The following is a 22,075-nucleotide window of genomic DNA, read 5'->3' as shown; positions in this document are numbered from 1 at the left end:
AATCTCTTCTGAATAGAACACGTATAGATTATGAATAACGATACCGTAAAAAGTAACACAAACCGTAAATATTATTCTGCTCCGTCTCCTTCCCGGAAAGAAGAAGTGAGAACGGATGGAAACAAACCGGCACGTCCTGCCCGGCTTGTAGATTCTCTGACTTCTTCTTATTTCAGTGCCGCACACAAACTTTATTCGAAAAAGGCTCGTCGTCGCATTATTGCCTATGTCGAAAGCTATGATGATGTTGCTTTCTGGCGTACTCTTTTGGAGGAGTTTGAAGATGACGAACGTTATTTTCAGGTAATGCTGCCATCAGCAACATCATTGGCAAAGGGAAAGAAGATGGTGCTTATGAATACGCTGAACACAGCAGAACTGGGAAAAAGTCTGATTGCCTGTGTAGATAGTGATTATGATTTCTTGTTGCAAGGGGCAACCAACACCTCTCGCAAAATCAACCGGAACAAATATATTTTTCAAACATATACATATGCTATTGAGAACTATCATTGCTTTGCGGAAAGTCTCCATGAAGTATGTGTACAATCGACATTGAACGATCGGTTTATTCTGGATTTTAATGCTTATATGAAACGTTATTCCGAAATAGTGTACCCGCTTTTCTTGTGGAATGTATGGTTCTACCGTCAACGGGATACGTATACATTTCCAATGTATGACTTTCACTCTTGTACAGCTTTGCATGAGATTAGTCTTAAGCATCCTGAACGTAGCTTAGATGCCTTGCAACATAGGGTAGATCAGAAACTTTTTGAGTTGAAAAAACGTTTTCCTTATTATATCAATAATGTGAACGGACTGCGGACTGAACTGAAAGATTTAGGACTACTTCCGGAAACAACCTATTTATATATGCAAGGACATCATGTGATGGACAATGTGGTAATGAAATTATTGATTCCTGTTTGCACTGTGTTACGTCGGGAACGGGAACAGGAAATTAAACGTTTGGCAGAGCATAATGAACAATTCAGAAATGAACTGACTTGTTATCAGAACAGTCAGATCAGTGTAGAGATAATGTTGAAAAAGAACGTTGCGTATAAGAGACTCCTCCATTATGAATGGTTGAGGCAGGATATTCAGGATTATTTATCAAAAGAAGGTGTCAGTAATATATGAAAGAAGTGATAGTAGATACATTGACTGTAGTTACAAAGACCGAAGGAGTACAGGAGACCACCAATGCAGTGATGCAGGAAGTGAATCATAGTCTGGTATCTATGGGAGTAGATGCTACCTGGGCAAACAAGGCAGACAATTGGATTGTATTGATACTTATTATCGGTGTTGCCTTGTTATCCAATGTGATCTGCCGCCATATTATTTTGCGGGCGGTTGCAAAATTGGTGAAGCGGACTAAGGCGACTTGGGATGATGTAGTTTTTGACCATAAGGTGATGATACACATTAGCCGCATGGTGGCACCTATACTTATTTATATAGCAATCCCCATAGCATTCCCGGAACATGCACAATCGGGACTACTTGATTTTCTTCGCCGTATCTGTCTGATCTATATTATTGCTGTCTTTCTTCGTTTTATCAGTGTGTTTTTGGCAGCTATTTATCATGTGTACAGTGAACGGGAACAGTTTAAGGATCGACCATTAAAAGGATTATTACAGACGGCTCAGGTGACGATCTTCTTTATTGGAGCTATCGTTATCGTAAGTATTCTGATTAATAAAAGCCCAACGGTATTACTGACCGGTTTAGGAGCTTCTGCCGCTATATTAATGTTAGTCTTCAGAGATACGATTCTTGGATTTGTCTCAGGTATTCAACTTTCTGCCAACAATATGCTGAAGGTAGGAGATTGGATTGCTATGCCGAAATATGGTGCGGATGGTACAGTGATTGAAGTCACATTGAATACCGTTAAAGTCCGTAACTGGGATAATACCATTACAACAATTCCTCCTTACCTGTTGGTAAGTGATTCTTTTCAGAACTGGCAAGGAATGCGTGAATCTGGTGGACGACGTGTGAAACGTTCTATTAATATAGATATGAGCAGTGTACGCTTTTGTACACCGGAGATGTTGGCTAAATATCGGAAAATTCAACTATTAAAAGATTATATTGACAAAACAGAAGAAGTAGTTGAGATATATAATAAGGAACATCATATCGATAATTCTATATTGGTAAATGGCCGTCGTCAGACAAATCTGGGTGTATTTCGTGCTTACTTGAATAGTTATCTGAAAAGTTTGCCTACTATTAATCAGGAACTGACTTGCATGGTTCGCCAATTGCAACCCACTGAAACTGGAATTCCGTTGGAACTTTATTTCTTTTCTGCCATTAAAGACTGGGTTCCTTATGAGGAAGTGCAAGCTGATGTGTTCGATCATGTATTGGCTATTATTCCGGAATTTGGATTACGAGTCTTCCAGAATCCTTCCGGAGAAGATTTACGAGAATTAAGAGTAAAGAATTAGAAATAAAGAAACTTCAGTTTTATATTCGTATTATTAATATAATAGCAGTTTCTGGTCTTATTGCAAATATGCAACAAACTTGAAACTGCTATTTCAATTTATTGTATTTAGTTTGTATTACTTCTGTAACGCTGCCCCTATATCTTTGCTGCCGTAATTAAAACGTATAGCAAAGTTCGATGAAAAAACTATTTCTTATTAGACTTTCCGTTGTAGCCTTTTTTTGCATACTATGTGCACTTCCTGCTTTGGCTGCAAATATCAAAATTAAAGGTGTCGTAAAAGACAAACTTTCTAAGGAGCCGCTGATTGGAGCGACCATACGATTAATAGGTACTCATGCAGGTACTGTTACCGACACAGAAGGGAATTTTGAACTGAATGGAATGGGAGTTCTGGAAGGCATGTATGATATTGAAATCAAATATGTGGGATACAAAACTGAAATATGTCGCAAGGTACGTGTGGAGAATGGGAAATTAGTAATCCTGAATCTGGAATTGGAAACAGATGCACTTGAACTCTCTGATGTTGTGGTCGTTGCAAAAAAAAATCGTGAAAATGAAAATATGTTGTTACTTGAACAACAAAAAGCAGTTATTGCCGTACAGTCTGTTGGAGTAAAGGAACTTTCACGTAAAGGAGTTGCAGATGCGGAAGGAGCCGTAACAAAAGTTTCGGGAATATCTAAACAAGAAGGAGTGAAGAATGTTTTCGTGCGTGGGTTGGGCGATCGTTATAATTCGACTACTTTCAATGGATTTGCAGTCCCATCCGAAGACCCCGAATATAAGAACATTTCTCTTGATTTCTTTGGTACGGATATCATTCAGTCTGTAGGCGTCAATAAAGTTTTTAGTGCTGGAGGCAGCAGTGATGTCAGTGGAGCAACCATTGATATCGTATCCAAAGAACTGATTGGAAATAAGAACATAGGTGTCGGTGTTTCAGGAGGTATAAATACGCAAACAGTATCAGCCGATTTTCTTAAACTCAGTGGAGTTAATTTTATGGGATTAGTTGACGATAAACAGCCAGTTACTGAAACTAGTTGGGATTTTAAGAACAAGCTGGACCCTTCAAAACAAAACCTTCAGATAAACCGAAGTTATAGTGTATCAGGTGGAAAACGCTTTTATATAGGAAAAGATAAGAACCTTCTTTCCTTTTTTGTGACTGCCGGACATACCATTGATTACCAGTATACAGAAGAAACAATACGCAATACGACTACTAGCGGTACTATTTATAAGGATATGGTTGGTAAAAAGTATGTTGAAAATATTAATCAGTTAGCATTAGCTAATGTGGATTATGATATGCAGAATCGTCATCATTTGAGTTATAATTTTATGATGATACATGCTAATACGCAATCTGTTGGTGATTATGATGGTAAAAACTCGATATTTGACGATGATCAAGGTAATATCGGCTTTACCCGTCGGCAACAAATAAATGATAATTGGTTACTTGTCAATCAACTGATGACTAACTGGGGGCTGACAAAAGAATTGAGTCTTGATGCAGGTATTTCTTATAACCTTGTAAATGGCAATGAACCAGATCGTCGAATCAATAATATAACTAAGTCGTCGGATGGTTACTCATTACTTCGTGGAAATTCACAACAACGATATTTTTCTTCTTTGAATGAAGGTGATCTAAATATAAAAACAGGTTTTGTCTATCGTTTGAGAGATAATGTTGAAGAAATCTCTAATATCCGTTTAGGATATATTGGGCGAATGGTAGATGATAATTTTGAATCGACAGAATATAATATGCCGACATATTCCTCTGGTCATTTCGGCTCGCTGGCAGAAATAGTATTGGATGATTATTATACACAGGAGAATTTTTCGAATGGAATGTTCGGATTACAGAAGAATATTGATATATACGATGTGAAGAAGTATATTCATTCACTATATACGGAGTTTACTTATCAGTTTTCTTCTCGTTGGATTGCCAATGTAGGAGTGAAATATGATAATATTGATATACAGGTAGATTATGATGTAAATAAAGGTGGTTCGAAAGGTTCCAATAAGATTGAGAAGAACTACTTCCTGCCAAGCCTGAATTTGAAATATAACCTGAATGCAAAGAACTCTTTGCGTCTGGGAGCAAGTAAGACATATACTTTACCACAATCTAAAGAGATTTCACCTTATCGCTATGTCGGAGTTAATTTTAGTAGTCAGGGAAATACGAAACTAAAGCCCTCGGATAGTTACAATCTAGATTTGAAATGGGATTTTAATCCTACACCGACGGAACTAATTTCATTAACTGCTTTTTATAAATACATTAAAAATCCTATTTCCAGAATTGAGGTGGCAAGTGCCGGTGGATACCTTTCGTATGAAAATATTGCAGATCATGCAACTGTAGCAGGAGCAGAAATAGAGGTACGTAAGAATATCTTTACGCATTCGGTTGGGGCGAATGGCGATGGAGCAAATCGCCTTTCTCTTGGACTAAATAGTTCCTATATATATACGAATGCTAAAATGCCTTTGGCAACAGTTACTACTGGTTCTCAGTTGGAAGGTGCTGCCCCTTGGATTGCTAACTTTGATTTATCTTATAATTATACAAAGGGTAATTTTAGTCTTGTAAATACATTCATCCTAAATTATATTGGCGAGAAAGTATATACTATAGGTACTCAAGGCTTTCAGGATATTATGGAGAATAGCTTGGTTACACTTGATTTTGTATCACAGGCAAGACTGAATAAACATATCTCACTTAATCTGAAAGCTCGAAATTTATTGAATCCTGCTCATAAATTAGTTCGCAAGGCAAATGAGGGAGGAGATAAGGTTGTATTAGGTAATTACAAAAAAGGAATAAATATTAGCTTAGGGGGTTCGTATATCTTCTAAGCAGTATCAATAATAACTAATATTAAAGGAAATGAAAAGACTGTTTTTAAATTTTATGGTGGTTGCTGTTGCAGCAACGACATTAGTATTGACTTCTTGTGGAAGTGATGATCACAATGGTGATAAACCAGAAAGTTCAATTGTTGTCAATGGTAATACATTGAGAGGAACATTGACAGAAAATGAAATTTTGGAGGCGAAAGAGTATTATCTAGACGGATCTCTGATTATTGCGGATGGAGGAGTATTAACTATTCCGGCAGGGGCGATAATTAAAGCTAAACAAGGTTTTGGCAATTATTTATTGGTTGCACAAGGTGGTAGAATCTACGCAAATGGTACAAAAGAAAAACCAATCACTTTTACTGCAGATGCTGTTCAGCCATCTTCCGGTTATTGGGGAGGTGTAATTATTAACGGTAAAGCACCGATTTCCGGTATCAGCCAGAGTGCAAGTGATATAGGATTAACTGAGATTAATAATGACTATAAGTATGGTGGTAGTATTACCAATGACAATTCCGGTTCATTGACCTATGTGAAGATTTGCTATGCCGGTGCACGTTCCACTGAGAATATTGAGCATAATGGACTGACCTTGAATGGTGTTGGTAACGGAACAAAGATTGATAATATTTATATTCTGGAAAGTGCAGATGATGCTATCGAATTTTTCGGTGGTACAGTAAATGTCACTAACCTCTTAGTAGTGAATCCTGATGATGATATGTTTGACTTTACACAAGGATATAGTGGTAAATTGAGTAACTGTTATGGAATCTGGGAGAACCGTTATACCAGTACAGAAGATGATCCGCGTGGAATTGAAGCTGATGGTAACTTGGATGGTGATGGAGAAGACCATTTGAGACAAGCAAATTTTACAGTTGAAAATATGACAATCGTAAATAATGCTGCCGATACACAAAATAAAGTAGATCGTATGGTAGATGTTATCAAAATTCGGCGCGGTGCAAAAGCTACTATTTCAAATGTATTGATTGCCGGTACAGGAGGAACACAAGATTTGATTGATATGACTGATAGTAAAGGGGATGGGAATGTGGCATCATCTATCACTTATACTCTTGCTTCAACTTTTACGGTTCACGATAAAGTACTTAACGGAACAGCTAATGTAGCTGCAAATAATTCTTGTGCAGGTGCCACTATTTCTGTGTTTGACTGGACAAGTTATACTTTTCCAATTTTAGTCCATTAATCTTAAAATTAGTAGGAATATATTTAGCTATAAGAATAGTTTGAATGGAATGGCAGAAGTCGTTTATATAGCTTCTGTCATTTTTTTAATTTGAAAAATAGAAACCTTTGTTTTCTAAAGGAATAGTATCCAGATTAAAATATTTTATGTACATTTGCTGACTTCCTGGTTAATTAAATGAAGGTATGCAAACAAGCAACAAACGATATCGTAAAATGTCTTCCTTGGCCCAGATTGGATGGTGGGAAGCAGATTTTGTAGCAGGGCACTATTTATGTTCTGATTTTCTCTGTGACCTTTTAGATTTAGAAGGAGATACTATTTCTTTTCAGGATTTCCAGAAAGTGATTCGTGAAGATTACCGTGAACAAGTGATTTGTGAGTTTCAGGCGAATAAGTCCATTCATAAGAATTTCTATGAGCAGACATTCCCCATTTATTCTAAGTATGGTGAAGTTTGGCTACATACACGTCTGGCAGAACGTGAGAAAGGTACCGGTACGAATGGAGGTGATAAGTCTTTTGGGGTGATTCAACGGGTAGAATCACTGGAAAGTATAGATAAAAAAGGGGTTTTACGTCGTGTTAATAATTTGATACGTCAACAGAATTCTATTTCCCGATCTTTATTATGTTTCCTTCAGGATGAGGAAGTGGAATCTTGTATCATGAAGATTCTGACAGATATATTGGAACTTTATAGAGGTGGACGTGTGTATATCTTTGAATATGATGACACGAATAGTCATCATAGTTGCACGTACGAAGTCGTATCTGAGGGTATATCTCCGGAAAAGGAATATTTAAAATCTATTCCTAGTAATCAAACTAAATGGTGGACTGAACAGATATTGTCAGGTAAACCGATTATTCTGAATTCTTTGCGGCAATTACCGGAAGAGGCTGTAGATGAATATAATATTCTTTCCAAACAGGGAATTTGTTCGTTGATGATTACTCCTTTGATGGCAAGTGATCATATTTGGGGATATATGGGAATTGATCTTGTTGGTTCATATAGAGAGTGGAGCAATGAGGATTATCAATGGTTCGCTTCTTTGGCTAATATCGTTAGTATATGTATGGAATTGCGAAAAGCAAAGGATAATATTACACGTGAACAATCTTTCTTGCGTAATTTGTTTTCATATATGCCGATGGGATATGTGAGGTTATCTATCATCCGTGACGAAAATGATGTGCCTTGTGATTATCGAATAACGGATGCTAATGAAATCAGTTCTAAGATATTTGGTATCTCCAGTGAGAAATATATAGGCTTACAGGCTTCGGAAATATATGCTAATCATAGTCAGAAATTGGATGACTTATTGAAGATTCTAGAATCGAAAACGTATAAAGAATTTGATGAATATTTTCCAAGAACCGGAATTTATACGCATTGGATCGTTTATTCTCCTGAGAAAAATGAGCTGGTAGGGTTGTTTCTTGATTCTACAGAGGCTGTGAAAGCTAACCGGGCATTAGACCGTAGTGAGAAACTTTTTAAGAATATTTTTGCTAATATTCCGGCTGGGGTGGAGATTTATGACAAAGATGGGAACTTGCTTGACATGAATAATAAGGATGTGGAAATATTTGGGCTGAATGATAAGACAGATGCTTTGGGCGTGAACTTCTTTGACAATCCTAATGTTCCACAGGATATTCGTGAGCGAGTGCGAAATGAAGATTTGGTTGAGTTTCGTTTGAATTACTCTTTCGATCAAGTTGGTGAATATTATCATACAAAACGTTTTAATGTCATTGATTTGTATACGAAAGTTAGTAAGATATATGATAATGATGGAAATTTTAATGGATATATTTTGATTAGTATTGATAATACCGAGCGTATGGATGCTATGAAACGTATCCGTGATTTTGAAAATTTCTTTTTGCTGATTTCTGACTATGCTAAAGTGGGATATGCAAAATTAAATCTCATTGATAGGAAAGGGTATGCTATCAAACAATGGTATAAAAATATGGGTGAAGATGATGATATACCATTGAGCGAGGTCGTTGGTGTTTATAATAAAATGCATCCGGAAGACCGTAAACGTATCCTTGATTTTTATGAAGAGGTGAAAAAAGGCAATGCAAAGAACTTTAAGGAAGAAATGCGGGTTCGTCGTCCCGGAACAAAAGACAAATGGAATTGGGTACGAATGAATGTAGTGGTAACAACTTATAAACCGGAAGAAAATGAAATAGAAATTATAGGCATTAACTATGATATTACAGAATTGAAAGAAACGGAAAAAGAACTGATTCAAGCTCGTGATAAAGCCGAGACTATGGATCGGCTGAAAAGTGCTTTTCTTGCTAATATGAGTCATGAAATTCGCACTCCGTTGAATGCTATCGTTGGCTTTTCTGATTTGTTAGTTGATGCGGAAGATTTGGATGAAAGAAAAGAATATATAAAGATAGTTCGTGAGAATAATGATTTGCTTCTTCAATTGATTTCTGACATACTTGATTTATCAAAGATTGAAGCAGGTACTTTTGATTTTACTAATATTGATATGGATGTGAATATGATGTGTGAAGACATTGTACTTTCTATGCAAATGAAAGTGAAAGGGAATGTACAACTGATTTTTGATTCAAATCTTCCGCATTATCATATCGTTAGTGATCGAAATCGTTTGCATCAGGTTATCTCTAATTTTGTGAACAATGCAATTAAGTTTACTTCAGAGGGAAGTATTTGTGTTGGTTATGAATTGAAGGGAAAGGAACTTGAGTTTTATGTAAAAGATACAGGTGTAGGAATTGATAAACAACATCAGAATGCTATCTTCGAGCGTTTTGTGAAACTAGATTCTTTTGTACATGGTACAGGACTGGGACTTTCTATTTGCCAAAGTATTGTGGAACAATTAGGTGGGAAAATTGGGGTCGATTCTGAGTTAGGAAAAGGTTCTCGTTTCTGGTTTACTCATCCTTATTTGACGGATTCAGAGATGGTATAAAGTTATTTTATATCTCTTAAAAGAAATGGGCTTGGTCATAAAACCAAGCCCATTTCTTTTAAGAGATTATATATTTATTATTATATTCCGAACGATAGTTTATCAATGGATTGATATACAATACTTGCAATACCCAAGCCGATGATACCTAAAGTACAAAGTGCCAATCCCAATTTGGTACAACGGTCACTGTGGAAAGTTGGAATAGGATTATCAGAAGGAGAAATATACATTGCCTTAATGATTAATAAGTAATAGTATAAAGAAATGACTGTATTAACGAGTGCTATGAATACTAGCAGATGGAATCCTGCATCGAAAGCAGCCATAAATATGAAGAACTTAGAAAAGAACCCTGCAAATGGTGGAATACCAGCCAAAGAAAACAGAGATATGGTCATCAGGAAAGCAATCTTTGGGTTTGTTTTGTATAATCCTTGATAATCTTCCAGTGTGAACTTTTCGCTGCGTAATGCTACAATAGTAATTACTGCAAATACACCGAGGTTGGCAGTAGCATAAACTAATACATAATAAACCAGAGCAGTCATTCCTTGTGCAGTACCTCCGATTACTCCTAACATGATATAACCAGCTTGTGATATACTGGAGAAAGCCATCAAGCGTTTCAGATTCTGCTGACGAACAGCGAAAATGTTAGCAATCGTTATTGTTGCAATGATGACCCAATAAAGTATTTCCTGCCAATCATTAATCATCGGAGCAAATACTTTGATAAGGACAGCTAGTAATACAAATGCAGCTGAACCTTTTGAAATAACGCTTAAGTAAGCGGTTACAGTACTTGGCGCTCCTTCGTATACATCAGCTGTCCAAAGATGGAACGGAACCAATGAGAGTTTGAATGCCATACCGGTGAAGAAGAAAACAAAGGCCATTATTTGTAGTGCATTGCCGTTGATATGAGCAGGGAGATCATCAAAATAAAGTGTTCCTGCTGAACCGTAGATCATAGAAAGACCAAATAGTAGCAGAGCACTAGAGAAAAGAGCAGTTAGAATATACTTAGCTCCGGCTTCTGCTGAGTTATGGCGGTATTTGTCAAAGGCGATCAACGCGGCCATAGGGATAGAAGCTGTCTCTAATCCGATAAAGAACATCAGGAAGTGTCCGGCAGAGATCATGAGATACATACCAAACAGGGTAGAAAGTGTAAGTACATAAAACTCACCTTGTTTGAAAGAAGTATCCTCACGCTTCATCCATTCGTGTGCCATCAGAAATACAATCAGTGTACCAACATTCAGAATTGACTTGATGACTGTGTGCATCGGAATATAATGATACATACCACCGAAAGTATCGGCAGCAGTGCCCGGAACAAAATTGATAACCGTGTGAATAGTCATCAATATAACAGGGAGCATTGTGTTTAATTGTGCTTTACCGTCTTTTTTGTGTGCATCCGGACTCATGAAGAGGTCAGCCAGAAATAAAATAAGCAATACGGCTATGAGTGACAACTCTTCTCGCATATGTAGAAATTGTGAATAATCCATTTTGTCTGATTTATGAATTAAGAATTATGAATTAAGGTACCAGTTGAGAAACAACTGGTAATACACTTTCACCAATCATATGGCTAACCCAGAAAGGAGCCATACCTAATCCGGCTACACAAACAATCAGGCAGATAACAGCAACACGCTCGTCCCATGTTGCATCTGTTAGTTCAAGATGGTGTTTGTTTGTACAGGTACCATATAAAATCTTACCGACCAGACGGAGGATATAAACTGCTGTTATGACTATGGACGAACAAGCGATAATAGTCAAAGTGCGATGGAATACATCCGGATTCTGGAAGGATCCGACAAATATGGTCATTTCTGCAATGAATCCACTTAATCCCGGTAATCCCAGATTGGCAAGACCTGCAATCACATAACATACACTGAGAAATGGCATAATTTTCATTAGACCTGAAAGCTCTCGAACATCACGTGTGTGGGTACGTCCGTAAATCATACCGATAAGAGCAAAGAACAGGGCGGTCATCAACCCGTGGGAAAGCATCTGGAGGATAGCTCCGGTTGCTGCTGTTTGGTTCAACATCAAAATAGCAAAAAGTACCAGACCGCAGTGTGATACGGATGAATAAGCATTGATGTATTTCAAGTCTGTCTGAACGCAAGCCGAGAATGCACCATATACAACAGAGATACCTGTTAATATAAGGAAGATCCAGGAAAGTTCGTTAGCTGCTTCTGGCATCAGATACATAGCAATACGGAAACATCCGTAACCTCCTAATTTCATCAATACTCCGGCATGCAACATGGATACCGCAGTTGGTGCGGAAGCATGACCGTCGGGACTCCATGTATGGAATGGGAAAAGTGCTCCCAATACTCCAAAACCAAGGAAAGTAAGAGGGAACCAGATACATTGTTGAGCAAAAGGTATGTTATCTAATTGCGCTATTTCCAATATATTCATAGTGGTTGCTCCTGAACCGAAATAGATACCGAGGATACCAATTAACAAGAAGGCTGAACCACCCATTAACATCAACGTCAGTTTCATGGCAGCATACTCTTTGCGACCTGATCCCCACACACCAATTAAAAGGTACATAGGAATAAGTGCTATTTCGTAAAACATGAACATGGTGAATAAGTCAATAGATATGAAGAATCCGAAAACTCCCATGGATAAGAGTGTGAACCAGAGGAAATATTCTTTAGTCAGAGGTTGTAAACGCCAGGAAGCAAATGTACCGGTGAAAACAATCACAGCAGATAATAATAGCATAGCTACTGAGATCCCATCGACTCCCACAGAGTAGGCAATGTGAAGGGGTGCATACCAGACTGTGTCAGCACGGAATAACATCTCTGCCGTGTTTCCGGCACTACGTTCTCCCAGATACAGGAAGGTTAGTACCACAGAAGCAATCAGGAGTGCTGATGCTCCGGTGACCATGACCCCCCGAATCGCTTTAATTCCTCGTGCTGCCCAAAGTCCGACCAGCATCAATAAAGGAATAAGTACGAAGATTGATAAGAAATTCATTTGTATAATTATGAATTATAGATTATTAATTATGAATTATAGAAGCAGTAACAGGATTAGTGCCAATGCTCCGCAAAGGAACACATAAGCATATTGTTGTACCTGACCGCTCTGTAAACCACGGATCTCGTCGCTTGTTGTATTGGTTGCCCATGCCAGGAAATCAAAGAATCCATCTACTACATGACGATCCCACCATGCGATAGGAGTAGAAATGCAGCGGAAAATGATCTTATGTGTGATAAACTGGTATATATCGTCGATGTAAAAACGGTTATAAGCAGCTTTGTGTAATTTCTTGAAATGGCGTGCCAACATATCTGCAACCGGTTGTTTGGCATTCTTATACATCCAGGTTGCTATGGCAATGGAGATGATTGCAATGACTACACTAGTAATGGCAACAGATGGCTCCAGATGTATGGAGTAAGATTCACCATTCGAACTGATAAAATGCCCGAAAGGAATGAAGCCTGCTCCACAAGTGACAACTGCCAGGAACATGAGTGGGAAAGTCATAGCTAATGGACTTTCGTGGGGAGTATGTGCAGCATGTGCTTCTTTGTTTTCTTTGCCCCAGAAAATACCATAATACAAGCGGAACATATAAAAAGCTGTCATTGCTGCAATAACAGTCATCACCCAACCCATCACAGGATGATATTGAAAACAGGCTGCTAAGATTTCATCTTTGGAGAAGAAACCGGAGAAAGGGGGAATACCGGCAATAGCAAGACAGGCAATCAGGAATGTCCAATGAGTGATTGGCATATATTTACGAAGTCCTCCCATAGCAGACATCTCATTAGAATGTACAGCATGAATAATGCTACCTGCACCCAAAAAGAGCAATGCTTTAAACATGGCGTGTGTAAACAAATGGAACATGGAAGCCATGTATCCCAATCCTCCGTGATGCGGGTCCATAGAAGTACAAACTCCCAATGCTACCATCATGAAACCAATTTGTGAGATGGTAGAAAAGGCAAGTACACGTTTAATGTCTGATTGTACGCAAGCCACACTTGCTGCATAGAAAGCAGTGAAAGCTCCTACCCAGGCAACCATGTGTAATGTGTCGGGTGCATAAGCAATAAACAGTGGAAACATACGTGCTACCAGATAGACACCCGCTACAACCATTGTTGCTGCATGGATCAATGCACTCACAGGCGTTGGACCTTCCATTGCGTCCGGCAACCAGATGTGTAATGGGAACATTGCACTTTTTCCGGCACCACCCACAAACATTAATCCTAATGCCAAAGGCAACATAGAAGTACCACCGCTAATGATTGATATCGTGTCCGGAGTGAAACCGAACGTACCTCCATAGTATCCGTAAGTCAGAATACCGATGAGGAACCCTAGATCGGCAAACCTTGTTACGATAAAGGCCTTTTTGGAAGCGGCTATAGCTGCTGGTTTGGTGTAATAGAAACCGATTAATAAATATGAGCTGACACCTACCAATTCCCAGAACAAATACATCTGGAAAATATTAGTTGCCACCACAAGTCCAAGCATTGACATGGTGAACAAAGACAGGAAAGCGTAATAGCGTTGGAATCCGGTCTCTCCCTTCATATAGCCGAAAGAGTAAATGTGTACCATCAGCGATACGGTGGAGATGACAATCAGCATCATTACTGATATAGGATCGAGCAGAATGCCCAAATCAAAATGTAAAGTCTCAGTGAAAGGAAGCCACGTGAAATTATAAGGTATTAAAGTGGCGAACGTTCCATCTTCCAGACGTGGTGCTGAGAAATATTGAAAAGCTGTGACGTACGATAGTACTGCTACTGCTCCCAATACCAGCGTACCTATAATGCCTGCTGTCCGGTGAGACATCCATTTACCCCCGATTCCTAATAATAGGAAGGAGAGAAAGGGAAGAAGGAGTATTAGAATTGTTAGTTCCATACAAATTATTTTAATTACTTAGTATTATTATTGTTAATGAGTTCATCCTTACCATTTCAAGTCATCCAGGTTGCGTACTTGGATGCTTCGCAGGTTCCGGTAAATATTAATCATGATTGCAATTGCGATAGCAGTCTCTGCGGCTGAGATGGCAATGGAGAATAATGCAAAGAAATAGCCTTCCGTTCCACCGGGAAAAAGAAAGCGATTGAACACTGCAAAATTGATATCCGTTGCGTTCAGCATTAACTCGACAGAAATCAGGATAGCCAGTGTGTTACGGCGAGTAAAGAATCCATAGATTCCTGCAAACATCATGATAGTTGATACTACCAGATAATATTCCATGTGTATCATATTCAAACTTACTATTTGATAGTTAATACTTGTTTTATCTTTTACGTGCAATCATGATACCTCCGATGATACAAGCCAGCAACAAGATACTGATAGCTTCAAAAGGTAATATATAGCCATATTTGTCACTACTTAGCAAAGCATTACCGATGGCATGAATATTTATCTCTTGCGGAGCCAAATTATCCGTTTGCAGGAAATTGTGCTTCAGGGTAATAAACAAAATAATAGCTGCACCGGCAATCATTGTAAAGAGTCCCGCCAGAAACCGGCTTCGTTTGATTTTCTCTGCACGATCACCTTCTCCACTGGTTAATAAGATGGAGAATACATAAAGTACGACAATACCACCGGCATAAACCATGATCTGAACAGATCCCAGAAATGTGTAGCCTAGCAGAAAATAGATTCCTGCTGTACCGAAGAGGGTAAAAAGCAGGTAGGTAGCCGAGCGTACGATACGTTGGGTGGCCACTGTCATAATGGACATTGCAATAATAAATACTGCCAAAAAGTAGAATACTACTATTTCAAGTGTTGCTCCCATATCTAAACTTCTTTTTTCTTTTCTATAACTTTACTACCTTTATGGTTGAGTTGCAAGACAAGTTTTGTCCGGTCGAACACTGCGTGTTCGAAGTTCTGGTCGAATGTGATAGCATTGTGTGGACAGGCATTGACACACAGTTGGCAAAAGATACATGATCCCAAGTCGTATTCATATTTCGACAGGATTTTCTTTTTTTTGCCATCTTCCGTTTCGATCATTTCACTTGTAATCTTGATAGTGTCGTTCGGACATGCTGACTGGCATAATCCGCAGGCAATGCAGTGATGCTCGTTGTTTTCATTGTGGGGCATGTTCAGCGTACCACGAAAACGGTCGAACATTTTCAGCTCTTTTCGGTTTTCGGGATATTGCTCAGTCACTTTCTTACGGAAGTAAACTTTGATACTGGTCTTCATACCCGTCGCTAGGGTGCTAATGCCGTGCATTAGACCTCCTAAATACGTATATTTTTGATCTTTATATTCCATAATTCTCGTTTTACATTAATTATTCCACATGAGCTTCTATGTAACATCTTGGCATTTAGAAATGAAAGCCGAAGGCTACACAACATGCCATTAATAATAGATTTACCATAGAAATAGGAACCAAATATTTCCATTCCAGATTTAAAATCTGGTCGATACGCAAACGTGGGAAGGTCCACTTGATCCACATTAGAAGGAATACAACAAAGAATGCTTTACCGAAGAACCAGATAAAACCGGGAATATAATCCATTATTGCATTAAATCCATCTAAACCGATAATGTGTAAAGGCATCCATCCTCCAAGAAAAATAGTGGTTGCCACACCGGCAACTATAAAGAGGTTCAAATACTCAGCCAGATAGAAGAAACCGAAATGCATACCGGAATATTCTGTATGATATCCGGCAGTCAATTCACTTTCTGCTTCGGGAAGGTCGAACGGTCCACGGTTACACTCCGCATTTCCTGCAATGAGATAAATGATGAAAGCTATGATGGCAGGAATGTGTCCTTTAAATATGAACCAACCATCTGCTTGATTCTCTACAATTTCGGAGAATTGCATGGTTCCCATTAATACAACCATTGTCATAATACTTATTCCAACAGAAAGCTCATAGCTGATGATTTGTGCACCACTTCGCATGGCTCCGATAAGAGAGAACTTGTTGTTACTACCCCAGCCGGCCAGCAAAATACCTACTACACCAATACTGGAGGCTGCCAACAGGAAAAATACTCCCACGTTAAAATTCAAAATCTCTGCTCCTTTATTAAAAGGGAGACAAGAGAACGTCAGGAAGGAGGCGATGATAACCATGAATGGAGCAAGATTATAAAGGAAACGGTCGGCATCCTTCGGAGTGAAAATTTCCTTGGTTAACATTTTCAGAACGTCACATAGTACTTGGATAGAACCCCATTTACCGACACGGTTCGGGCCGAGACGACATTGGAAGAAACCACAGACTTTACGTTCCATGTAAATCAATATAATGGCGAGGATGGCATACATCACAATGATACATACGCCGATGACTACACATTCTATAAAAACAGCTAATCCTTCCGGCATAATGGAAGTGAGTAGCTCATGTATCCAGTTTGTTACTATACTAAAGTCGAACATATTTCTTAAATTAAGAATTTTGTTTATTATCATCTGTCAATATCCGGAACTACATAGTCAATTGTTCCTCCAATAGCAATGAGGTCAGCTATTTTAGCTCCACGACAGATCGTGTCGATAGCTGCAACTAATGGTAATCCGGTGGAACGGTAATGTAGACGGTAAGGCATTTTGTCACCATGGCTTTCAAGAAATACACCGAATTCTCCACGACTTCCTTCTACAGCTGCATAATAGCTACCTTCAGGAACACGAATAATAGGTTTCATCTTTTCTTGATAAACTCCTTCTGGAATATTATCTATCAGTTGTTCTATGATGTTCAAACTTTCCATGATTTCATCCATACGTACCAGATAACGGGCAAATGAGTCTCCCTCAGTGTAAATGATTTCTTTAAAATCTACTTTATCATACACTCCGTACGGCATACGTTTACGTACATCGCAAGCCCATCCTGAAGCACGCCCTGTGCCTCCGGTACAACCGAATGAAATGGCATCTTCACGACTTAATACGCCAACTCCTTTCAGACGGCTTTGTGCAATGACATTTCCTGTGAAGATATCGTGGTATTCATGGATGATTCCTCTTAAATAAGGAATAAATTCTTTTACCCGCTTTACAAAGTTGGGATGAATATCTGCTTGTACGCCACCGATAGTATTATAATTTTGAATGAGTCGTCCTCCTGTAGTCTCTTCGAAGATATCCAGAATCTTTTCACGATCACGGAAACCATAGAAAAAGGCGGTCAATGCTCCCAAGTCCATAGCAAGACAAGAGTAGAACAATAAATGGGAATCGATACGTTGTAACTCATCCATAATAGTACGGATGTATTGTACACGTTCACTTACTTCAATACCCATTGCTTTCTCAATACACATACAAAGTGCATGGCGATTTTGATGAGCTCCTAAATAATCCAGGCGATCGGTTAATGCCAATGTTTGCGGATATGTAAGACTTTCGTTCATCTTTTCAATGCCACGGTGGATATAACCACAGTTTGCATCAATTTTGCGAATAATTTCACCTTCCAAAGAAACCCGGAAACGCATCACACCATGAGTCGCAGGGTGCTGAGGTCCAATATTAACGACATATTCTTCATCTCCGAACAATAATGTTTCTTTATTTTTGATACTTCCATCTGGATTGAGTTTTATTTCCTGGGTAGTATCATAGGTTTCTTCATTATCCATACGGAGTGGATTATCTTTTTCCGGGTCATTATCTTTACGCATTGGATAACCTACCCAATCGTTACGAAGATACAGACGACGCATATCAGGATGACCGATGAAGACTATTCCATAATAGTCAAATACTTCACGCTCATAAAAATCAGCTATTTTCCAGATATCGCTGACCGATGGAATTTCTGGCGTTTCTCGGTTTAGAGTTGCAGTTTTGATAGAAATCCGTTCGCCGGTTGAAGTCGATTCGAGATGATAGACTACTCCTAGGCCACGAAGAGTTTCCGGTGTGTCTTTTTCGTTTGCTATTCCCCAATCCATACCGGTAAGACTTTCGAGGAAGTCCATCTGCTTTTCTTTCCGCAAGCGCAGCATTTCATCGTGTAGTACTGCTGGTTTTATAAATTGTATTTCTTGCATAAATCTATTAAATTAAGAATGTAGAATTAAGAATGAAGAACCTCTATACAGTTTTTGAAATCGCAATTAATCCATCATCCTTCATTTCTCACTCTTCATTTTTTAAGTAATCCGGTTTCTTTTCTTTTCTGTTTGTTCCGCCAAAGAATTTCTCTATCTTCACTTTACGTTGTAGCTGCATCATTCCATAGTAGAAAGCTTCAGGACGTGGCGGACATCCTGGTATGAATACGTCTACAGGTAGAATTTTATCTACCCCATTTACTACATGATAAGATTTCTTGAAAGGTCCTCCACTTACGGCACAACCTCCTACAGCAATCACGTATTTCGGGTCAGGCATCTGATCATACAAACGTTTCAGTACCGGAGCCATTTTATTGGTGATTGTTCCGCAAACCATGATCATATCCGCCTGTCGTGGACTGGCACGTGCTACTTCAAACCCGAAGCGGGCCATATCGTAACGAGCGGCACCCAATGCCATGAATTCGATACCACAACAACTCGTGGCAAATGTAAGTGGCCACAGTGAATTACTGCGTCCCCAGTTGATAAAATCATCCAAAACTCCGAGAGCAACATTAGTTCCTCCTGCATTGAGTTCTTGAACCAATTTTTCCAATGATTCATTGTCAATAAATTCCTCATAAGGAATTGATTTTATTTTTGGTTTTTTAGTTATTTCCATTCCAATGCTCCTTTCCTCCAGGCATAAGCAAGTCCCAGAACTAAAATAATAAAAAAGAAAAGGATACTAACAAGTCCTTGTGGTCCCATATCTCGCATGACCACTGCCCATGGAAACAAGAAGGCTGTTTCAACGTCGAACATTAGGAACAGGATGGCAAAAAGGTAGTAACCCACACGAAATTGCATCCATGATTTACCACGTGTTGGTATACCACATTCATAAGCTTCAAACTTTTGTATGTTATACGAACGGGGTGAGATAGCTCGTGAAAGAGCTATAACTACACCAACAAAAGCAAGTGCCGTCAGTAAAACAACAACTAACAATGTAAAATTCATAATTTCAATAGCTGTTTAGATTGAATATTATATAAAAGATAAGCAATAAACTTCTTATTCCCACTGGATTAAAAAGTAAACCGAACGATAAATCGAATAAGTATTGAATTGTTCGTTAAATAACAATTTTCCTCAGACCATATATATAATGGGTTATAGGATCATAGAAATAATTTGGAACGTGGGGTAAATGAGAATAGGATAGAGCTGTTTTATTTTTATGCTCGCGGAGATAAGCGATGGGTAATAACATGCTTTTATCTGCCGGAATATGCACCACATCCACATGGCTCATATCGCAAGATTGAGTAGAGTAAAAATGATAAAGCCTTTCAAGTGCATTTTGAACCGGTGACTCTTGAGACAAATAGCACTGTTTCTGACTATAAGTCGGGTAGGAAGCTTTGCAAATATTTTCCACTGTCTCATTAGTGACAGAGTGAATTAGCAAAGCTAATGCCAAGAGTAATCCATATTTTAAACTTTGTTTCATCTTTCTCTTTTAATGACCGCAAATATAGAATTAATATTCAGACTTTTTGCAAACTCGATATTACAAAAAAGCTTTTTTTAACGTGGCTTGTGATGAAATCTCCTTTCTTTCATATTAAAATTATTGCAAACATCTATTTTTATTGTACTATGTTATCTTTATGTATGGTTAAAAAATGTAATAAAAATAATGATTTATGCACTTTTTGATGGAATACCCGTAAAAAATATATTTTTTTGCAAGATTAAGATTATAAGATATGAAACGCACACTTTGGTTTGTAATGTTTTTAACAACTTCTTTTTTCTGCCTCTATGCAGGTAATGAGAATGATTCATTATTGACTGTTTTAGACAAAGTAATATCTGAACGTCAGGTATATACGGATAAGAAAAAAGCTGTCATAAAAGACTTGAAATTGAAGAAAGTGCAGCAAAAGACTTTAGAGGATTTGTTTCGTTTGAATGCTGAGATTATTCAGCAATATGGTACTTTTGTTTGTGATTCTGCTGAACAATATATACAGGAAAATATAGAAATAGCTAAAAGTCTTAATGATAAAGAGCATTTGTTGGAAAGTAGGCTTCAATTAGCTTTTGTTTATTCTTTGTCCGGACTATTTGTTCAGGCTAATGATATTTATAAATCCATTCAATGTCATAGTTTGCCTGATTATTTGAAAGCTATATATTGCTGGAATAATATTCGATATTATGAAAACCTGATTAAATATACTGATGATGAAAGGTTTTCAAGTGAATATATAGTGAAGAAAGAAGCTTATCGTGACACAGTGATGAGCATTCTACCTGAGAAATCAGATGAATATTTGAAGGAGAAGGCTATAAAACTTCAGGAAAATGGTCGTGTAAGAGAGGCTATTCCGATATTAACTAAAATATATAATAAGGAAAAACCGGATACTCATGGATATGCGATGATGTCTATGGGACTGTCGAGAGCTAACCGATTGGTAGGTAATCTTGATGTTGAAGAGAAATATTTGATTTTGGCAGCGATAACAGATACGAAACTGGCTGTAAAAGAGAATGAAGCATTATTGAGTTTGGCGGTAAAGCTTTACCATAAGGGCGATATAAATAGGGCTTATAATTATATAAAAGTAGCGTTGGATGATGCTATTTTTTATAATTCCCGTTTTAAAAACACTGTGATTGCCCGTATTCATCCTATTATAGAAAATACTTATTTATATCGGTTAGAGCAACAGAAACAGAATCTTCGTTTTTATATATTGTTGGTCAGTTTGTTTGCGATAGCCCTTGCTATTACTCTATATTTTACGTATAAACAGACAAAGGCAGTTTCAAGAGCTAGAAAGAATCTCAAGGTAATGAATGAAGAATTGGTAGCTTTGAATAAAAACCTTGATGAGGCTAATCTGATTAAAGAAAAGTATATTGGATATTTCATGAATCAATGTGCTGTTTATATAAATAAGCTTGATGAATATAGGAGGAATGTTAATCGGAAAATAAAAACAGGACAGATTGACGAATTGCATAAAACATCCTCCCGTCCTTTTGAAAAAGAACTTGAAGAGTTATATCTCAATTTTGATAAGGCATTTCTGAAATTATATCCGAACTTTGTAGAAGAGTTCAATGCACTCTTGAAACCGGAGGAACAATATCAACCGGAAAAAGAACGGTTGAATACTGAATTGCGTATATTTGCTTTGATGCGTTTAGGTATTGTAGATGTTGGACAGATTGCTGTCTTTTTGCATTATTCTGTTCAGACGATATATAATTATAAAAGTAAAGTGAAGAGAATGTCTATTCTTGAAGGGAATCATTTCGAAGAAGAGGTCAAAAAACTTGGTTCTTTGTCTCAAAAGTAATTCTATT

General features: G+C 37.9%; 17 protein-coding genes. 6 read left to right on the top strand and 11 right to left on the bottom strand.

Annotated features, from left to right (window positions below; genetic code table 11):
- Window positions 1–30 precede the first annotated feature (30 nt).
- From EJF25_RS18140 to EJF25_RS18120, 5 genes are all read left to right on the top strand, one after another.
- Window positions 31–1,146 carry a DUF4435 domain-containing protein gene (locus EJF25_RS18140; RefSeq protein WP_235016862.1) on the top strand — a complete coding sequence of 372 codons (1,116 nt, stop codon included), beginning with the start codon at window positions 31–33 and terminating at the stop codon, window positions 1,144–1,146.
- The gene (locus tag EJF25_RS18135; protein WP_125042250.1) at window positions 1,143–2,471 is read left to right on the top strand and encodes a mechanosensitive ion channel family protein; all 1,329 of its coding nucleotides are present in this window, start codon (window positions 1,143–1,145) and stop codon (window positions 2,469–2,471) included. Before EJF25_RS18140 ends, EJF25_RS18135 begins: the two co-directional genes overlap by 4 nt.
- A gap of 179 nt (window positions 2,472–2,650) precedes the next feature.
- Window positions 2,651–5,365, top strand: coding sequence for a TonB-dependent receptor (locus EJF25_RS18130; RefSeq protein ID WP_125042249.1), 2,715 nt, complete (start codon window positions 2,651–2,653; stop codon window positions 5,363–5,365).
- 31 nt (window positions 5,366–5,396) lie between these two features.
- Complete coding sequence (locus tag EJF25_RS18125) at window positions 5,397–6,587, top strand: beta-helix domain-containing protein (RefSeq protein WP_125042248.1); 1,191 nt, start codon at window positions 5,397–5,399, stop codon at window positions 6,585–6,587.
- A 185-nt stretch (window positions 6,588–6,772) separates the two neighbouring features.
- Window positions 6,773–9,568, top strand: a complete 2,796-nt coding sequence (locus EJF25_RS18120) for a sensor histidine kinase (RefSeq protein WP_200832939.1) — start codon at window positions 6,773–6,775, stop codon at window positions 9,566–9,568.
- A gap of 80 nt (window positions 9,569–9,648) precedes the next feature.
- Here the strand turns inward: EJF25_RS18120 and EJF25_RS18115 are convergent, their stop codons facing one another.
- The 11 genes from EJF25_RS18115 to EJF25_RS18065 all read right to left on the bottom strand — a co-directional run bounded on the left by EJF25_RS18115 (window position 9,649) and on the right by EJF25_RS18065 (window position 20,204).
- The gene (locus EJF25_RS18115) at window positions 9,649–11,088 is read right to left on the bottom strand and encodes an NADH-quinone oxidoreductase subunit N (protein WP_125042247.1); all 1,440 of its coding nucleotides are present in this window, start codon (window positions 11,086–11,088) and stop codon (window positions 9,649–9,651) included.
- A 31-nt stretch (window positions 11,089–11,119) separates the two neighbouring features.
- Window positions 11,120–12,604 (bottom strand): complex I subunit 4 family protein, encoded by a 1,485-nt coding sequence (locus tag EJF25_RS18110; protein WP_125042246.1) that lies wholly within the window; start codon window positions 12,602–12,604, stop codon window positions 11,120–11,122.
- Between the two features lie 36 nt (window positions 12,605–12,640).
- Complete coding sequence (nuoL, locus tag EJF25_RS18105) at window positions 12,641–14,530, bottom strand: NADH-quinone oxidoreductase subunit L (protein WP_125042245.1); 1,890 nt, start codon at window positions 14,528–14,530, stop codon at window positions 12,641–12,643.
- Window positions 14,531–14,578: 48 nt separating this feature from the next.
- Complete coding sequence (gene nuoK / locus EJF25_RS18100) at window positions 14,579–14,887, bottom strand: NADH-quinone oxidoreductase subunit NuoK (RefSeq protein WP_025074755.1); 309 nt, start codon at window positions 14,885–14,887, stop codon at window positions 14,579–14,581.
- 34 nt (window positions 14,888–14,921) lie between these two features.
- On the bottom strand, window positions 14,922–15,434 hold the full coding sequence (locus EJF25_RS18095; RefSeq protein WP_125042244.1) for an NADH-quinone oxidoreductase subunit J family protein: 513 nt from the start codon (window positions 15,432–15,434) through the stop codon (window positions 14,922–14,924).
- Between the two features lie 2 nt (window positions 15,435–15,436).
- Window positions 15,437–15,925 (bottom strand): 4Fe-4S dicluster domain-containing protein, encoded by a 489-nt coding sequence (locus EJF25_RS18090; RefSeq protein ID WP_125042243.1) that lies wholly within the window; start codon window positions 15,923–15,925, stop codon window positions 15,437–15,439.
- 55 nt (window positions 15,926–15,980) lie between these two features.
- A complete protein-coding gene (nuoH, locus tag EJF25_RS18085; protein ID WP_125042242.1) occupies window positions 15,981–17,057 on the bottom strand; it encodes an NADH-quinone oxidoreductase subunit NuoH in 1,077 nt (358 codons plus the stop codon).
- Window positions 17,058–17,086: 29 nt separating this feature from the next.
- Entirely contained in the window at window positions 17,087–18,679 is a 1,593-nt protein-coding gene (locus EJF25_RS18080) for an NADH-quinone oxidoreductase subunit D-related protein (RefSeq protein WP_125042241.1), read from the bottom strand.
- Window positions 18,680–18,767: 88 nt separating this feature from the next.
- The gene (locus tag EJF25_RS18075; protein WP_025074750.1) at window positions 18,768–19,370 is read right to left on the bottom strand and encodes an NADH-quinone oxidoreductase subunit B; all 603 of its coding nucleotides are present in this window, start codon (window positions 19,368–19,370) and stop codon (window positions 18,768–18,770) included.
- Window positions 19,361–19,711: an NADH-quinone oxidoreductase subunit A gene (locus EJF25_RS18070; protein WP_025074749.1), complete on the bottom strand. Its 351-nt coding sequence runs from the start codon at window positions 19,709–19,711 to the stop codon at window positions 19,361–19,363. Before EJF25_RS18070 ends, EJF25_RS18075 begins: the two co-directional genes overlap by 10 nt.
- Window positions 19,712–19,826: 115 nt before the next feature.
- Complete coding sequence (locus EJF25_RS18065; protein ID WP_125042240.1) at window positions 19,827–20,204, bottom strand: hypothetical protein; 378 nt, start codon at window positions 20,202–20,204, stop codon at window positions 19,827–19,829.
- A 259-nt stretch (window positions 20,205–20,463) separates the two neighbouring features.
- On the opposite strand from EJF25_RS18065, the gene susR reads away from it, so the two are divergent.
- Window positions 20,464–22,068: a SusR family glycan utilization regulator gene (gene susR / locus EJF25_RS18060; protein WP_125042239.1), complete on the top strand. Its 1,605-nt coding sequence runs from the start codon at window positions 20,464–20,466 to the stop codon at window positions 22,066–22,068.
- Window positions 22,069–22,075 lie beyond the last annotated feature (7 nt).

Source organism: Bacteroides faecalis (assembly GCF_003865075.1).
GTDB classification, from domain to species: domain Bacteria; phylum Bacteroidota; class Bacteroidia; order Bacteroidales; family Bacteroidaceae; genus Bacteroides; species Bacteroides faecalis.
Note: the sequence above shows the minus strand (reverse complement) of the source record. Positions and strands in the feature narration are given on the sequence as shown.

What these genes read in the sequence shown, in the direction of transcription:
- susR (WP_125042239.1), top strand. Translation starts at nt 20,464, where the DNA reads ATGAAACGCACACTTTGGTTTGTAATGTTTTTAACAACTTCTTTTTTC.
- nuoL (WP_125042245.1), bottom strand. Translation starts at nt 14,530, where the DNA reads ATGGAACTAACAATTCTAATACTCCTTCTTCCCTTTCTCTCCTTCCTA.
- EJF25_RS18095 (WP_125042244.1), bottom strand. Translation starts at nt 15,434, where the DNA reads ATGGGAGCAACACTTGAAATAGTAGTATTCTACTTTTTGGCAGTATTT.
- EJF25_RS18065 (WP_125042240.1), bottom strand. Translation starts at nt 20,204, where the DNA reads ATGAAACAAAGTTTAAAATATGGATTACTCTTGGCATTAGCTTTGCTA.
- EJF25_RS18080 (WP_125042241.1), bottom strand. Translation starts at nt 18,679, where the DNA reads ATGCAAGAAATACAATTTATAAAACCAGCAGTACTACACGATGAAATG.
- nuoK (WP_025074755.1), bottom strand. Translation starts at nt 14,887, where the DNA reads ATGATACACATGGAATATTATCTGGTAGTATCAACTATCATGATGTTT.
- EJF25_RS18130 (WP_125042249.1), top strand. Translation starts at nt 2,651, where the DNA reads ATGAAAAAACTATTTCTTATTAGACTTTCCGTTGTAGCCTTTTTTTGC.
- EJF25_RS18110 (WP_125042246.1), bottom strand. Translation starts at nt 12,604, where the DNA reads ATGAATTTCTTATCAATCTTCGTACTTATTCCTTTATTGATGCTGGTC.
- EJF25_RS18140 (WP_235016862.1), top strand. Translation starts at nt 31, where the DNA reads ATGAATAACGATACCGTAAAAAGTAACACAAACCGTAAATATTATTCT.
- EJF25_RS18075 (WP_025074750.1), bottom strand. Translation starts at nt 19,370, where the DNA reads ATGGAAATAACTAAAAAACCAAAAATAAAATCAATTCCTTATGAGGAA.
- EJF25_RS18070 (WP_025074749.1), bottom strand. Translation starts at nt 19,711, where the DNA reads ATGAATTTTACATTGTTAGTTGTTGTTTTACTGACGGCACTTGCTTTT.
- nuoH (WP_125042242.1), bottom strand. Translation starts at nt 17,057, where the DNA reads ATGTTCGACTTTAGTATAGTAACAAACTGGATACATGAGCTACTCACT.
- EJF25_RS18090 (WP_125042243.1), bottom strand. Translation starts at nt 15,925, where the DNA reads ATGGAATATAAAGATCAAAAATATACGTATTTAGGAGGTCTAATGCAC.
- EJF25_RS18135 (WP_125042250.1), top strand. Translation starts at nt 1,143, where the DNA reads ATGAAAGAAGTGATAGTAGATACATTGACTGTAGTTACAAAGACCGAA.
- EJF25_RS18120 (WP_200832939.1), top strand. Translation starts at nt 6,773, where the DNA reads ATGCAAACAAGCAACAAACGATATCGTAAAATGTCTTCCTTGGCCCAG.
- EJF25_RS18115 (WP_125042247.1), bottom strand. Translation starts at nt 11,088, where the DNA reads ATGGATTATTCACAATTTCTACATATGCGAGAAGAGTTGTCACTCATA.
- EJF25_RS18125 (WP_125042248.1), top strand. Translation starts at nt 5,397, where the DNA reads ATGAAAAGACTGTTTTTAAATTTTATGGTGGTTGCTGTTGCAGCAACG.